At 65.4% G+C, this 14,358-nt stretch carries 9 protein-coding genes; 3 read left to right on the top strand and 6 right to left on the bottom strand.

Features of this window, described 5'->3' with window-relative positions; genetic code table 11:
* Positions 1-39: 39 nt before the first annotated feature.
* Positions 40-2,178 (bottom strand): serine/threonine protein kinase, encoded by a 2,139-nt coding sequence (locus AWB68_RS29635; protein ID WP_087647882.1) that lies wholly within the window; start codon positions 2,176-2,178, stop codon positions 40-42.
* A gap of 348 nt (positions 2,179-2,526) precedes the next feature.
* Between AWB68_RS29635 and AWB68_RS29630 the strand changes: the two genes are divergently transcribed.
* Both AWB68_RS29630 and AWB68_RS29625 read left to right on the top strand, forming a co-directional pair.
* The gene (locus tag AWB68_RS29630) at positions 2,527-2,799 is read left to right on the top strand and encodes a hypothetical protein (protein ID WP_087647881.1); all 273 of its coding nucleotides are present in this window, start codon (positions 2,527-2,529) and stop codon (positions 2,797-2,799) included.
* Between the two features lie 291 nt (positions 2,800-3,090).
* Positions 3,091-3,309, top strand: a complete 219-nt coding sequence (locus tag AWB68_RS29625; RefSeq protein ID WP_087647880.1) for a hypothetical protein — start codon at positions 3,091-3,093, stop codon at positions 3,307-3,309.
* Positions 3,310-4,034: 725 nt separating this feature from the next.
* On the opposite strand, the gene AWB68_RS29620 is transcribed toward AWB68_RS29625, so the two are convergent.
* The 5 genes from AWB68_RS29620 to AWB68_RS29600 all read right to left on the bottom strand — a co-directional run bounded on the left by AWB68_RS29620 (position 4,035) and on the right by AWB68_RS29600 (position 13,130).
* Positions 4,035-8,384 (bottom strand): DEAD/DEAH box helicase, encoded by a 4,350-nt coding sequence (locus AWB68_RS29620; protein WP_087647879.1) that lies wholly within the window; start codon positions 8,382-8,384, stop codon positions 4,035-4,037.
* A gap of 174 nt (positions 8,385-8,558) precedes the next feature.
* On the bottom strand, positions 8,559-9,893 hold the full coding sequence (locus AWB68_RS29615; RefSeq protein ID WP_087647878.1) for an MFS transporter: 1,335 nt from the start codon (positions 9,891-9,893) through the stop codon (positions 8,559-8,561).
* A 67-nt stretch (positions 9,894-9,960) separates the two neighbouring features.
* On the bottom strand, positions 9,961-10,902 hold the full coding sequence (locus tag AWB68_RS29610) for a hydroxymethylglutaryl-CoA lyase (RefSeq protein WP_087647877.1): 942 nt from the start codon (positions 10,900-10,902) through the stop codon (positions 9,961-9,963).
* The gene (locus AWB68_RS29605; RefSeq protein ID WP_087647876.1) at positions 10,899-12,089 is read right to left on the bottom strand and encodes a CaiB/BaiF CoA transferase family protein; all 1,191 of its coding nucleotides are present in this window, start codon (positions 12,087-12,089) and stop codon (positions 10,899-10,901) included. The genes AWB68_RS29610 and AWB68_RS29605 overlap by 4 nt, the downstream gene beginning before the upstream one ends.
* Before the next feature lie 120 nt (positions 12,090-12,209).
* A complete protein-coding gene (locus AWB68_RS29600) occupies positions 12,210-13,130 on the bottom strand; it encodes a LysR family transcriptional regulator (RefSeq protein ID WP_087647875.1) in 921 nt (306 codons plus the stop codon).
* 291 nt (positions 13,131-13,421) lie between these two features.
* Here AWB68_RS29600 and AWB68_RS29595 point away from each other — a divergent pair, with 291 nt between their 5' ends.
* Complete coding sequence (locus AWB68_RS29595) at positions 13,422-14,162, top strand: GDSL-type esterase/lipase family protein (protein ID WP_160110092.1); 741 nt, start codon at positions 13,422-13,424, stop codon at positions 14,160-14,162.
* The last annotated feature ends 196 nt before the right edge of the window (positions 14,163-14,358 follow it).

Below are 14,358 nucleotides of genomic sequence, written 5' to 3'. Positions count from 1 at the left end.
CCGCTTGGGGATGGCGTTTTCCCCAAGCGGCAGCGGCTATCAATGCTTCCGCGCTTGCGTGCTGATCTGCACGATATCCACCGCCACGCGGTCGCTCCCATACTTCCCGGCAAGCTGAGTCAGTTGCTTCCCGACGGCGCGCAGATAGTCAGCCTTCGGCTCGCTGTCCGGCCGCAGCGAATCGAACAACGGCGCTGGCGTAATCAACAGCACGATCAGTTCCGAGCCGAACGGCTTGCCGACCACCCAGTCGCCCATCGTCCCGATCGTCGCCGTGTAGTGCGGCGGCGCCTGGTTGTCCTTCGCGCGCTCGTTCGGCACGAGGTGGACCACGGTGCCGTCAAGCTGGTAATAATCCACGTTGACATACGAATCAAAGCCCGGCGTCATCACGTCGACGATCAGCGGCTGGCCTTCCGTCAGCCGCGCGCCCGGCGCGCGCGTACGGAGCGAAGCGGGCCTGCCCGTCTGATGATTCGACGACCAGAACGGACCGAATACCTTGAGGACATCGCACTTGTCGTCGGCGACCTGCTGCACGCCAAGGTTGGTCGTCTTCACACCCGGCACCGCACCGAGCACCTGCTTGAGCCGCGCCGTGCCATAGCGCTCGGACACGTAGCCCTGCACGTCGACGGTCTGGTCGTGGACCGTCGCGACGAGCGCCGAGCACGGCACGCTGGCGAGAATCGGCGTGACGGCGTCGAGCGTTAGCGTGGGCACGACGGGCACGACGGGCGCAGCCGGCGACGGCGCCGAAGGCGCGGCGGCCACCGCCGGCGCCGACGGCGGCGCGGTTCGTTCGGCTTCGGCAGGCGGCGTCGCGGCCGGCCCCGCCACAGGCCCGGCGACATCGGTGTCCTGCGCGCCCTTCCCGCCTTCCTGCTCGCTCTTCGACTGATCGTAGAAGTAATAGCCGCCGCCCGCGAGCACGGCAGCCACCACGGCCGCCGCGCCGATCATCATTTTCGACTTCGTCTTCGACCCCGGCGGCGCGGGCGGCTCCTCGCTCAACTCGTCGAGAAACTGCGCGACGGTCGGCGTCCGCGTTTCGCGGTCGAATGACAGCGCCGCCTTGATCGCCCGCCATTGCTTGCTGCCGAGATTGTCGGGGCGCGCCGGCTTCATGCTCGCGCTGCGCGCCTGCAACGCGGGCACGCGGTCGAACGGATGCTTGCCGGTCAACAGTTCGTAGGTGATGCAGCCGAGCGCGTAGACGTCGTCGCGCGGATCGGGCTCGCGATGTTCCAGCATCTCCGGGCTCGCGTACGCAGGCGTCAGCGCGCCGAGACTGCCGGGATCGAAGATGGTCGCCTCGGTTTCCTCCTCCGGCCGCTGGAACACCCGCGCGATGCCGAAGTCGATCACCTTGACCTCGGCGGTATCGGTGAGAAAGACGTTGGCCGGCTTGAAGTCGCAATGCACGAAGCCGCGTTCGTGCGCGTACGCGAGCGCGTTCGCCATGCCCTTGAAGATCGGGAAAGCCTCGGCGAACGGCATGCCCTTGAAATTCGGGTTCCGAAGCATGCGCGAGAGCGGCTGGCCGGACAGATACTCCATCGTCAGGTAGACGACGGAGCCGTCGCGGTCGAAGTCGTACACCGTCACGATGTTCCGGTGCGCGAGCGTCTGCGCCTTGCGCGCCTCGCGCTGCAACGCGATCAGCGACTTCGGGTTGCCGCGAAACTGCAGGTTGAGCACCTTGATCGCGACGTAGGGCCGCCGGTCGGACGCTTCGAGCTTGCGCAGGTCCAGCGCCTTGAACACCGTGCCCATCCCGCCGACGCCCAGGCATTCCTCGAGCACGAAGCGCGCGTTGAGCGTATCGCCGACGCCCTTTACCTGATCGAGTTCCGCGACCACCTGACCATTGCCCGACGGCCCGAACGACGCCGACTGTCGCGACGTCAGCCCGGCCGGCGTGGTCTGCATGCGGGTTTCGTCGTTGTCCGCGTCGTCGACGGGTGCGGGACGCGAGCCGTGCTCGATGCGCCGGCGCACGGCCGCGTAGACGTCGGGAGGCAGCGGCTTCGCGGCGTGTTCCTCGTCGAGGATCGCGAGAAGCCGGGATGAAGGGACGTGATTCGCCGCCAGTGCGCTATCGATCTCTGCAAAAAACGCGTCGCGCGACTGGGCGTCGCTGTGGAATGTGCGAATCGCTTCCCCAAGGCTTGTCATCTGTGCGACTCGACGCCTCCAAATCGACCGACAATTCACTTGTCGTAACAAACTGCATGTCCACGTTCGATACTAGCCTTGGCGAGCGCCTTTCGCAAATCTCGTTTGTGTTTCGTCGAACCCGACATGGACGTGTCGTGGTGCCGCCAACAGATTGCGGGCGGCTGTTGGCCGGCGACCATCAAACAAAGCGGCAGCAGGCTACGATGCCTCGCGGACGCGCTAACAAACATCCTTTGTTTTCAGCGACTTGAAACTATTTCCAGCGCCTGCGATGTGTCTGGCACGGGTCATGCCTTCACTCATGCTCAACCACCCCCGAATGCCTGCCTCCCAAGGAGCGCTGAAATGAACTCGCTGATGATCAAGGACCTCGCCGTGACCGAGGAACTCAACGGCCACACCATGTCGACCGTGCGCGGCGGCAATGCGTTCTACCTCCCCGCCTACAACTTCTCTCAGTTCGGCCTGTCGGTAAGCGCGCAGCAGCTGATCGGCCAGACGCAGAACGTCTTCAACGAAAACGGCAACAACGTCGCGTTCGCCGACGACATCGGCTCCAACGTCAAGCCGGTCCAGAAAGCGAGCAACACCAACACGCTGAACGTATTCGGAGCTTAACGCCAGCCACGCGATTCCATCCGCCAATTCATACGCATGGAGTACCACCGTGTCAGCAGACAGGCGAGGTGAACGCCACATTGTTTTAAGAGCCACATGAATGGCGACGAAGGCCGAGTGCCTTTGTCGCCCTTTTGCGTTGTGATCGAGCGTGGGGTCGCGCCGATCACAACCGCGGACGGAATGCCTATACTGGGTGCGTGAATCATCCGACGCCCGTCCGCTCCGTTGCGTGACCGGTGCCACCGTCTCACGTCAGTTCCGACTCCGTTTATTTCTCAGGAAAAAGTCATGGCCGTCATCAAAATCAAGGATCTCGCAGACAGTCTGGACCTCGACAGGGAAGCAATGATCGCGATCGTCGGCGGGTCGAGGACCGGCGCTCATCCCGGGTTTCGCGCCCGTCCGGCCGCTAGCGGAAACAGGCTGTTCAACTATCCGGGCGTTTCGATTTCGAGCGTGCCGGTAGAGCGTCCGGGGCCGTTTCGCAAGAAGCTGGTTTCGAAGTGATGATCGCTGGCGCTCGGGGTTGGGGTTGGGGTTGGGGTCTGGGTGTTTACGCCGTTTGATGCGCTCAGGCTTCTATGGAACTTGTATTGTTTTTGGTTTATTAGCTCTGCCCCTGTCCGGGGCGGGACTCACTTTCTTTGCTGCTGCAAAGAAAGTAAGCAAAGAAAGCAGCTTCCCAACGCCAATCCTTGCCATGCGCCGCTAGCCCGTTCCCTCAGAGTGGTCCAACCGGGGGAGTGTCGTTAGCGGGGTTTCATCGTTGTTGGCATGTAGAAAAGGCGCGCACTTCGCACCGCTACAGGGAGTGGATCAGCAGTCATTCATCCGTCCTGGCACTTCGTGCCCGACGACAGGTCTGCAGGTGGTGGTGAATTGAAGCATGCGGCAGCACGAAGTACGACGCAGATTCACGGATGGGTTTTGGTTTTGCCTGACGGGTGAGCGCGTAGCGCGAAGCCGGATGTATGACTGCTGGTCCACTTCGTATAGCGGTGCGACGCCCGTACCTTTTCTACATGCCAACAACGAGGAAACCCCGCTAACGACACTCCCCCGGTTGGACCACTCCGAAGGAACGGTCTAGCGGCGCATGGCAAGGATTGGCGTTGGAAAGCTGCTTTCTTTGCTTACTTTCTTTGCAGCAGCAAAGAAAGTGAGTCCCGCCCCGGACAGGGGCAGAGCTAATAAACCAAAAACAATACAAGTTCCATAGAAGCGCATCAACATCAAACGGTGTAACCCAACCCCACCCCCAACCCCACCCCACCCCAAGCGCCAGCGACCCTGCCCTTCACAAGCCGCAACCTCACGGCTTCACGCTCCGCGCCAGCGAATTCAACCAGATATCGCGTCTTCCCCGCGATCACCGCGCCGACCGGCGCACCATCGCGAAACAACACGTGATTCCCCGGCAGCGCCGGCACTTTCTCTCCCGGCAGCAACGTGCCAACGAGATTCAGCGGATCGACGGCACTCACCGCGACGAAACTTCCATCGACCGGACGTTTCCTCATCTCCCGCAACAACGGCACCGCTTCGGGCAGCGCGAACTGCTCGCCCGCCAGTCCCGCCACAAAACGTCCGCCGCGAATCTCCCCGCGCGCTTCCAGCCGATGAAACACTCGCAGCAGGTCGCGCCACGGCGGCAACCAGTCGGCTTCGCGCTCCAGCAAACGCCAGAACACGACGCCATAACGGCGCAGCAGAACCATCGCGGCATGCTCGACCGGATCCACCTGGCCGTCCGCCTCGGTACGCCGCAGCAGCGCCCAGCGCCCCGCGTCATCCATTCCGCCGATGAACATGCCGCCCCGCCGCGGCCGCCTGCCGAACGCGTTGCGCTGGCTGGCGGGCGCGAGCAGCGCGCGCAGTCCCGCGAAGCTGTCCGCGTTGACGAGGCCGAGCGCGACCAGTTCGCCCAGCGCGGTTTCGAGTTCGGTGCGCAAGAGCCGCGTGTCGGCTAGAAGCTCGTCGAAGAACATCGCGCCGTGGGATTTCAGCGCATCGTGGACGCGTTGCGCACGCGACGACATCTCCGGCGCTTCGTCCGCCCGCATCAGCGCGCTCCACGCAGCGAGGTTGCGGCGCGGCAAGAGGACGATCGGCGTGCCGCGCACCGGGCCGCCCGCCGCGCGCGAACGTCCGCCCGGCCGGCTCCAGACGACCTTGCCCGAGCGCGAGATTTCGTCGAGCCAGTAGCCGGAATAATCCGCGATTCGCGCCGGCAGAATCTCCTCTTCCCACGCGACGGCGGGCGCCTCGAAGCCTTCGAGTTGCTCGACGACCGACAGCAGCGCGTCGCGACCTTCGCCGCGCGTATCGGTGGCGAGGTGCTGCCATTCGAACAGGAAGCGCATGAAATCCTGCCGCTCGACCGGTTCGATCTCGCGACGCAGCCGCCGCACGGTGTATCGATGGATGCGCGCGAGCAGATGCCGTTCGCACCATTCTTCATCGAGCGCGCCGGGCGTGAAGCGGCCGCGCATCACATAACCCTCCGCTTCGAGACGCGTGAGCGCCGTCGCCACCGGCGACGCCGGCAACGCCAGCGCCCGCGCGATTCCCGGAACCGTCAGCGGCCCGAAGCCGGAAAGCCGCGCCCTGACGATTTCGACGAGCGCATCGTCTTCGGCCCATTCGTCGGTGAAGCCGGCGGGCGGCTGCAAACGCGGGTGCATCGGCGCTTGGCGGTAGACGGCGCGCACGCACATCAGGCGTTCGACCGGCACCCATAGCGCGTCGTGTTCCGCTATCCGCAGCCGCGTGGCGCGGCCGGAATGCGCCAGTGCTTCGAGCCACGCGGGCCAGCCGTCGTTGCGCTGCGCTTCGGCATCGGTCACGCAGGCGAGACTTGTCAGCGCCTCGTGCATTTCGTCCGCGTTACGTGCAACGGGCCACGCCTCGTCGCGCACGCCGTCGATGGCGTCCGCGTCGAGCGCGCCCAGGTCGTCGGTAGATTCAGGATCGCTCCAGCGCCGGGCGAGCACCGCCTGCGTGCGGCGTTCTTCGAGCGGCGCATCGTCGAGGAACGCATAGGGACGCGCCGACAGAATCTCGGCCGCGAGCGGCGACGGCGCCGGCAGGTCGCGCGTGACGAGCCGCAACTCGCCGCCCTCGATGCGCCGCAGGATCGCGAGCCATTGCTCGCTGTCCATCGCGTCATGCAGACAGTCGTCGATCGTCTGCTCGACGAGCGGATGCTGCGGCACTTCACGCTCGCCCACCACGTTTTCGACGCACGCGACCTGATCCGGGAAAATCGTCGCGAGCAGGTCCTCGCTTTTCATGCGCTGCAACTGCGGCGCGACCTTGCGCCCGCCCGCGTAACGCGGCAGCGCCAGCGCATTGGTCGCGTTCCAGCGCCAGCGCACGCCGAACAGCGGCGCGTCGAGCAGCGCCTGGATCAGCACGTGCTCGGCGGTGCTCGAACGCAGGTAGCGCCAGACTTCATCGAGCGTGAAGCTGTGGGCGCGGGTCAGCGAAAGCACGATCGCGTCCTCGGTCGCGGCCGCCTGCAACTCGAAGTTGAAGGTGCGACAGAAGCGCTTCCTCAACGCGAGACCCCACGCGCGATTCACGCGGCTGCCGAACGGCGCGTGAATCACGAGTTGCGTGCCGCCGGATTCGTCGAAGAAGCGCTCCATCACGAGCGTGTCCTGCGTCGGCAGCACGGTGAGCGCCGCCCGCGCGCGCGCCAGATATTCGACGATCTGGCGCGCCGCTTCCTGATCGATGCCGGTTTGATCGGTGAGCGAGCGGATCGCGGCGTCGAGCGGTACGCCGGTCTGTTCGCCGAGCCACGCGTCGATCTGCGCGCGCATCCGCGCGACGGCGTGGGAAAGCTCATCGCTGCGGCCCGGCGCCTCGCCGAGCCAGAACGGGATGTTCGGCGGCTGGCCGTTCGCGTTTTCGACACGCACGCGCCCGCCTTCGATCCGCAGAATCCGGTACGACGTATTGCCCAACTGGAAGACGTCGGCCGCCAGACTTTCGACCGCGAAGTCTTCGTTGACCGTGCCGATCTGCAAGCCCTGCGGCTCCAGCAGCACCGAGAAATCCGCGTTGTCGGGGATCGCGCCGCCCGAGGTCACGGCGGTGAGCTTGCCGCCACGCCGGCCACGCAGCGTCCGGCTGACCGCATCGCGATGCACATACGCGCCGCGCGGACCGTGGCGGCTCGTGAAGCCTTCGGCCAGCGTGCGTACGACCGCATCGAATTTCTCGCGCGCGAGCGTCGCGTAGGGATACGCGCGGCGAAAGCGCTCGAACAGCGCATCCTCGCTCCATTCGCGGCACGACACCTCCGCCGTGATCTGCTGGGCGAGCACGTCGAGCGGCGCGCGCGGCACATGCAGCGCGTCGAGTTCGCCACGCCGCACGCAGTCGAGCAGCGCCGCGCACTCGATCAGATCGTCGCGTGAATCCGGAAAGAGCCGCCCTTTCGGCATCCCGCCGACCTGATGCCCCGAGCGGCCGACGCGCTGCAAAAATCCGCCGATCGATCCCGGCGAGCCGAGTTGGCAAACCAGTTCGACATCGCCGATATCGATACCCAGTTCCAGCGACGCCGTAGCGATCAGCACGCGCAGTTCGCCGCGTTTCAAGCGCTGCTCGGCATCGAGCCGAAGCTCGCGCGCGAGGCTGCCGTGGTGCGCCGCGACCGCGTCCTTGCCGAGCCGGTCGGTCAGATGGCGCGCGGCGCGCTCGGCCATGCGCCGCGTGTTGACGAACACGAGCGTCGTGCGATGCTGCGCGACGAGTTCCGCCAGCCGGTCGTAGACGCGCTCCCACGAGTCGTTCGACATGATCGCTTCGAGCGGCATCGGCGGCAGTTCGAGCGCCAGGTCGCGCGCGCGGACATGCCCGACATCGACGATCTCGCAAGGCTCCGCTTCTCCCACGAGAAACTTCGCCACGAGTTCGATCGGCTTTTGCGTCGCGGACAAACCGATGCGCACCGGCCGCTCGGCGCACAGCGCGTCGAGGCGTTCGAGGCTCAGCGCGAGATGCGCGCCGCGCTTGGTGCCGGCGACGGCGTGAATCTCGTCGACGATCACGGTGCGTGTCGTGGACAGCATCGCGCGGCCGGAATCCGAACTCAGCAGCACGTAGAGCGATTCCGGCGTCGTGACGAGGATATGCGGCGCGCGCTTGCGCACGGCGGCGCGTTCCTGCTGCGTGGTGTCGCCGGTGCGCACGGCGGTGCGGATGTCGAGCGGCGGCAGCCCCAGTTGCGCGAGTTCGGCCGCGATGCCCGCGAGCGGTTCCTGCAGGTTCACGCGGATATCGTTCGACAGCGCCTTCAGCGGGGAGACGTAGACCACGCTCGTCTGGTCCGGCAGCGCGGCGCCGTGCGCGAGGCCATCGCGCACGAGTTCGTCGATGGCGGCGAGAAACGCGGTCAGTGTCTTCCCGGAGCCGGTCGGCGCGGCGACGAGCGTCGAGCGGCGTGCGCGGATCAGCGGCCAGGCGCGCGCCTGCGCGCCCGTCGCGGCGGGAAAGGTGTGACGGAACCAGTTGACTACGGCGGGATGAAAGCCCGTGAGCGCGTCGGCGAGTGGCGGATTGACGGTCATCGGCTTATTTTAGGAGCCGAATGAATTTCGCGTGCGGCGCAGGTGATTTTGCGTCAATCCTTGCGAAGTGCTCGCTGTCGGTACGGATAGCGCTCCGATGACACTATCAGCCGAGAAAGCCGGCGGTAGCGCGAGGACATCGCCCGTCGGTACTCGAGCGTGCTCCCCGGGCTATCACTCGCTCCGCTCATCCCTCTGCCGCAACGACTGCGGCAGCCCGAACAGCAAGATCAGCGCACACACCACGCTCATGCAACCAATCGCATAAAGCGCCGGCGTCGTGCTGCCGGTAAGGTCGTGGATGCGCCCAACCATCACCGGGCTCACGATGCCGCCAAGCTGCCCGAGCGTATTGATCAGCGCGATGCCGCCTGCCGCGCCGGCACCGGTAAGAAGCTTCGGCGGCAGTGCCCAGAACGCAGGAATCGCCGCAACCACGCCCGCGCCCATCACACCGAGCGCGACGATCAGAAGCACCGTCTGCTTGTCGAAGATGCCCGCCGCGAAGAACCCCACCGCCGCCATCAGCAACAGCCCGCAAACGAACTTGCGACGCTCGCCGGAACGATCGGACATGCGTCCCACCACGACCATGCAGATCGCGCCGCAAATATAAGGCACGGCGGTCAGCAGCCCGATGATCGTCGGATTATCGGTGCCCGCCGCACGGATCAGGTGCGGCGCCCAGAAGTTGAGCCCGTACGACGCGATCTGGATCAGGAAGTAGACCAGTCCGAGCGTGAGGAAGCCGGGCGTCCTGAGCGCGCCGAGGAGCGAATGTCCGCCGGGCGCCGGCTTGCTTTGCGACGCAATCTGGCTCTTGAGATAGGTCTTTTCGGACGCCGTCAACCACCCCGCATCGTCGATGCGATCCTTCAGCACCTTGAGCACCAGAATGCCGAGCAGCACGCACGGCAGGCCGCCGAGCAAAAAGAGCCAGTGCCAGCCCGGCATGCCGAGTGCGCCATTCAGGTGCCCAAGCACGAGACCGGACAGCGGCGCGCCGACCAGCCCCGAGAACGCCGAAGCGAGAAACAGCAGTGACGTGATGCGTCCGCGATAGCTCGCCGGAAACCACAGCGTCAGGTAATACAGCACGCCCGGCGCGAAGCCCGCCTCCATCGCGCCGATGATGAAGCGCAGCCCGTAGAACTGCCATTCGTTCGAGACGAAGACCATCGCGGTCGTGGCGAGGCCCCAAGAAATCATGATGCGCGCGATCCATTTGCGCGCACCAACCTTGTAGAGCATCAGGTTGCTCGGCACCTCGAAGAGCACATAGCCAATCACGAAAAGACTCGCGCCGAGACCATAGGCGGTATCGGTGAATCCGAGATCGCTCTGCAACTGGAACTTCGCGAAGCTGATGTTGATGCGGTCGAAGAATGCAAAGAGATAGCACAGCATGATGAGCGGCATCAGCCGCCACGCCACCTTGCGGATGATGTCGCCGGTGTTTTCCTTCTGTAGCGGATGACCGTCCGCCGATACCGCGCCCAGATCGCTCATGAAAGTCTCCACGCCGGACTGGCGCGAGGCCGTCCGGTCGATTGTGTTGTTGAGGGTTTGAATGAAATCAGATGGCGTGGACGTAATCGGGCGCCTTGTGCAGGTCGCCATTGCGCCCGGCCTTCGCCAGTTGCCCGGGCACGTCGTGGCCGACGAGCGCCGGCAACGCACGCGACAATTCGATCAGCGCCGGCAGGTCGATGCCCGTGGGAATGCCCGTCTCGTCGCACAGGTTCACGAGGTCCTCGGTGCAGATGTTGCCGGACGCGCCCGGCGCGAACGGACAGCCGCCGAGGCCGCCGAGCGCCGCGTCGAAGCGGCGCGCGCCGGCATCGTAGGCGGCGAGCACGTTGGCGAGCCCAAGGCCGCGCGTGTTGTGGAAGTGCAGCGTGAGCGCATCGGCGGGAACGCGTTCGAGCACGCGTTCGACGAGCCGCGCCACTTGCCGGGGATTCGCCATGCCGGTCGTGTCGGCGAGTGTGATGCCGTGCATGCCCATCTCGCGATACGTGTCGGCGATGGCCACGACGCGGTCCTCGTCGATGCGTCCTTCGAAAGGGCAGCCGAACGCGGTCGCGATGGTCGCGTTGAGGCTGACCTTGCTGCCCGCGGCGAGCCGCACGATATCGCCGAAGCCCGCAAGCGACGCCTCGCAACTCATGCGCATGTTGGCGCGGTTGTGCGTCTGGCTCGCTGACATGACGAGGTTGAGTTCGTCGGCGTGAGCGGCGAGCGCGCGTTCGGCGCCCTTCACGTTCGGGATCAGCGCGACATAGATCACGCCCGGACGGCGAGCGATGCGATGGAACACTTCATCGCCGTCACGCAACGCGGGGATCGCTTTCGGCGACACGAACGAGCCCGCTTCGATCCGCGTGAATCCGCATGTCGAGAGCTTGTCGATCAGCGCGATCTTGTCGTCGGTATCGACCCATTTCGGTTCGATCTGCAAGCCGTCGCGCGGCGCCACTTCCTGAACGATCAGGCGATGCGAGTAGTCGCGGCTCATTGCACGGCTCCTTCGGCGCGCAGGCGCTCGACGTCGTTCGCATCGAAGCCGAGCGAGGCCAGCACGTCGCTCGTGTGTTGGCCGAGCGCGGGTCCTTGCCAGTGGACTTCGCCCGGTGTGTCGGAGAGTTTCGGCACGATGCCCGGCATCTTCACCGATGCGCCGCCCGGCAGGCTCGCGTCGAGCAGCATCCCGCGCGCCTGGTAGTGCGGATCGGCGACGATGTCCGCCACCGAGTAGATGCGCCCCGCCGGCACGTCCTCGCGTTCGAGCGTCGCGAGCACGTCTCCGGTCGAATGATGCGAGGTCCACGCGGTGATCGCCTCGTCGAGCATCGCGCTTTGCAGCGCGCGGCCGTCGTTGTGGGCGAGCGCCGGATCGTCCGCGAGATCGGGGCGGCGGATCACGTGCATGAGGCGCTTGTAGATCGGATCGCTGTTGCCGGCGATCACGACGAAGCCGTCTTCCGTGCGATAGGTGTTCGACGGCGCAATGCCCGGCAACGCGCCGCCGCTGCGCTCGCGCACGTGGCCGAGCAGGTCGTATTCGGGCACGAGGCTTTCCATCAGGTTGAAGACGCTCTCGACGAGCGACACGTCCACCACCTGGCCGTCGCCCTTGCCGGTCTTTACGCGCAGCAGCGACATCAGCGCGCCGATCACGCCATGCAACGACGCCAGCGAATCGCCGAGACTCACGCCGACGCGCGCCGGCAGGCCGTTCTCGTCGCCGGTCGTGTAGCGGATGCCGCCCATCGCCTCGCCGATCGCGCCGAACCCCGGACGATCGCGATACGGACCCGACTGGCCGTAGCCGGAGATGCGGACCATCGTGAGCTTCGGGTTGATTTCGTGCAGCACGTCCCAGCCGATGCCGAGCTTTTCGAGCGCGCCCGGCCGCAGATTCTCGATGACGATGTCCGCGTCTGCGGCGAGCCGCTTGACGACCTCGATGCCGTCCGGCGACTTCAGGTTCACGCAGACCGACTTCTTGTTGCGCGACTGGAGATACCACCAGAGCGACGTGCCTTCATGCAGCTTTCGCCATTTGCGAAGAGGATCGCCGCCGTTGGGCGTCTCGATCTTGATCACCTCCGCGCCGAATTCCGCCAGCATGCGCGCCGCGAAAGGCGCGGCGATCAGGGTTCCGATCTCGATGACGCGAATGCCGTCAAGGGGTCCGCTCATGGTGCCTGTCTCCTGTGAGTGTCCGAATGGGTTTCGGTATGAGAGCAGGTTAAGAGCGGCGCGCGGCGGTGTCCAACCGCATTTCGGCAAGGAGCGTTCGCGATCCGCGAACGCTCGGGTTCAGACGCCTTTCGCCTCGACCGTGCGCAGATGGTCGAAGAGCAGGCGGCTGACCGGGGAAAGCGCGTCAGCATCGCGCACGACGATGATCAGGCTGCGCTCGGCCCACTCTTCATCGAGCGTCACGGCCACGAGGCCGAGTTGCTGGCCCAGCGCGCGATAGACGTCGAACGGCAGCACGCCGACGCCCATGTCCGCCTGCACCATGCGGCAGACGGCATCGAAGCCCGGCACGTGGATGCGCAGCCGCAGCGGCTTGCCCGCCTGCCGCGCGGCGAGATGCGTGCGCATGTTGATCGAACTCGCCGAATGCAGGCCGACGTGGTCGCTATCGAGCGTCTCGGCGAACTTGATGCGTTCGCGGCCCGCGAGCGGATGATCGCCGCGCATCACGATCACGAGGCGGTCGTGCCGGTAGTGCGTCGACTGCAGGCCGCGCGTATCGGCGTCGCCGGAACAGATGCCGAGGTCGGCGAGACTGTCGGCCACCGCCTCGATGATGCCGCCGCTCGGCCGCTCCTCCAGTTCGATCTTGATGCGGTCGTGGACCGAAAGGAACGCGCGCAGGTCTTCCGGCAGGAACTCGACGATCGCCGACAGGTTCGCCATCATCCGCACATAGCCGCGCACGCCGGTCGCGTGTTCGGCGAGTTCGATGCCGATGTTCTCGACATCGCGCAACACGCGGCGTGCGTGATGCAGCAGCGTTTCGCCTGCGGGCGTCAGGCTCATGCCGCGCGCCTTGCGCTCGAACAGCACCGCGCCGACGGCCTGTTCGAGTTCCAGCAGCCGCTTGCTCGCCGCCGACACCGCGATCGCCTCGCGCTCGGACGCGCGCGTGAGCGTGCCCTCCTCATGGATCGCGAGAAAGAGTTGCAGCGTGGTGAGGTCGAGGCGTCGAAGGAGGTTTTTTAGCGTCATGCGAGTGGTCGCGCAGCCGGGTCAGCGGGTATTGTGACGCGGGATCGGTTTCGTCGCGGGACGGTGTTTCGGGGCGAGCGAATGCAGGACTCCGTTGCCACCCAGGCGCGATCATCCATCAGTCATCGGCCTGCGCCGGGCAACGTGCATCAAGCGGAAAGCGGCCGGCCAAAGTGGCGGCGGGCCCCACCGTCCGTCATACTATTGACCGACTTCGCAGCGTCCGCTGCTCTTACCGCCCCTTACGGTTCAATAACCGCGTCACGGCGCGCGAACACGGAGACAACAACGATGTCGAGGCTTCCGCGCAATGCCCTTGCAATGATGCTGTTGGTTGCGGCTGTCTTCGTCACGATGACGGCACGCGCCGACGAGCTCAAGCGCGTGCTTGCCTTCGGCGACTCGCTCACGTGGGGTGCGCAGCCGGCGAAGCATGGCAAATTGAAGCGGCTGCCCGTGTCCGGACGCTGGCCCGGCGCCATGCAGGCGGCGCTCGGCAAGGACTATGCAGTGACCGAGGAAGGGCTCAACGGGCGCACCGTGGATGTCCCCGATGGCAAGCCGCAACCGCCAAACGGCGAGTCGCTCGATGGCAGCGCCGCGCTGCCCGGCATCCTCGCGCGCGGCGAGCCGTTCGACATCGTCGTGATCATGCTTGGCAGCAACGATGTCAATCCGCAATACGATCGGACGCCGGCTCGCATCGCCGAGGGCATGGACAAGCTCGTGCGAATGGTGAAGGACATGCATGGCGGCGTTACCACGTTCGATACGAGTCCCAAGGTGCTGATCGTCGCACCGCCGCCGCTTGCCGTTCCGGCGGTTGCGAATGATGCGGTGGTGGCCGCCGTCGATAAATCCCGGCAACTTGCCCAAGCCTATGCGGCGGTTGCTGCGAAGGAGCATGTCGAGTTTTTTGATGCCGGGGCGGTCATTCAGACCGATGGGGTCGATGGGGTGCATCTTTCGCGCGGTTCACAGCAGGCGCTCGGGCGCGCTATTGCCGAGAAGGTGCGGGCAATGTCGAAGTGATTTGGGGCGCTGGCGCTTGGGGGTGGGTTGGGTTGGGTTGGGGCACACCGTTTGATGTTTTTGCGCTCCTATGGAACTTGTATTGTTTTTGGTTTATTTGCTCTGCCCCTGTCCGGGGCGGGACTCACTTTCTTTGCTGCTGCAAAGAAAGTAAGCAAAGAAAGCAGCTTCCCAACGCCAATCCTTGCCAGTCGCC

Origin of the sequence: Caballeronia choica (assembly GCF_001544535.1) — a bacterium.
GTDB lineage: Bacteria > Pseudomonadota > Gammaproteobacteria > Burkholderiales > Burkholderiaceae > Caballeronia > Caballeronia choica.
The sequence above is the reverse complement of the archived record's forward strand: the minus strand, read 5'-3'. Positions and strand labels throughout refer to the sequence as shown.

What these genes read in the sequence shown, in the direction of transcription:
- AWB68_RS29635 (WP_087647882.1), bottom strand. Translation starts at nt 2,178, where the DNA reads ATGACAAGCCTTGGGGAAGCGATTCGCACATTCCACAGCGACGCCCAG.
- AWB68_RS29630 (WP_087647881.1), top strand. Translation starts at nt 2,527, where the DNA reads ATGAACTCGCTGATGATCAAGGACCTCGCCGTGACCGAGGAACTCAAC.
- AWB68_RS29625 (WP_087647880.1), top strand. Translation starts at nt 3,091, where the DNA reads ATGGCCGTCATCAAAATCAAGGATCTCGCAGACAGTCTGGACCTCGAC.
- AWB68_RS29620 (WP_087647879.1), bottom strand. Translation starts at nt 8,384, where the DNA reads ATGACCGTCAATCCGCCACTCGCCGACGCGCTCACGGGCTTTCATCCC.
- AWB68_RS29615 (WP_087647878.1), bottom strand. Translation starts at nt 9,893, where the DNA reads ATGAGCGATCTGGGCGCGGTATCGGCGGACGGTCATCCGCTACAGAAG.
- AWB68_RS29610 (WP_087647877.1), bottom strand. Translation starts at nt 10,902, where the DNA reads ATGAGCCGCGACTACTCGCATCGCCTGATCGTTCAGGAAGTGGCGCCG.
- AWB68_RS29605 (WP_087647876.1), bottom strand. Translation starts at nt 12,089, where the DNA reads ATGAGCGGACCCCTTGACGGCATTCGCGTCATCGAGATCGGAACCCTG.
- AWB68_RS29600 (WP_087647875.1), bottom strand. Translation starts at nt 13,130, where the DNA reads ATGACGCTAAAAAACCTCCTTCGACGCCTCGACCTCACCACGCTGCAA.
- AWB68_RS29595 (WP_160110092.1), top strand. Translation starts at nt 13,422, where the DNA reads ATGTCGAGGCTTCCGCGCAATGCCCTTGCAATGATGCTGTTGGTTGCG.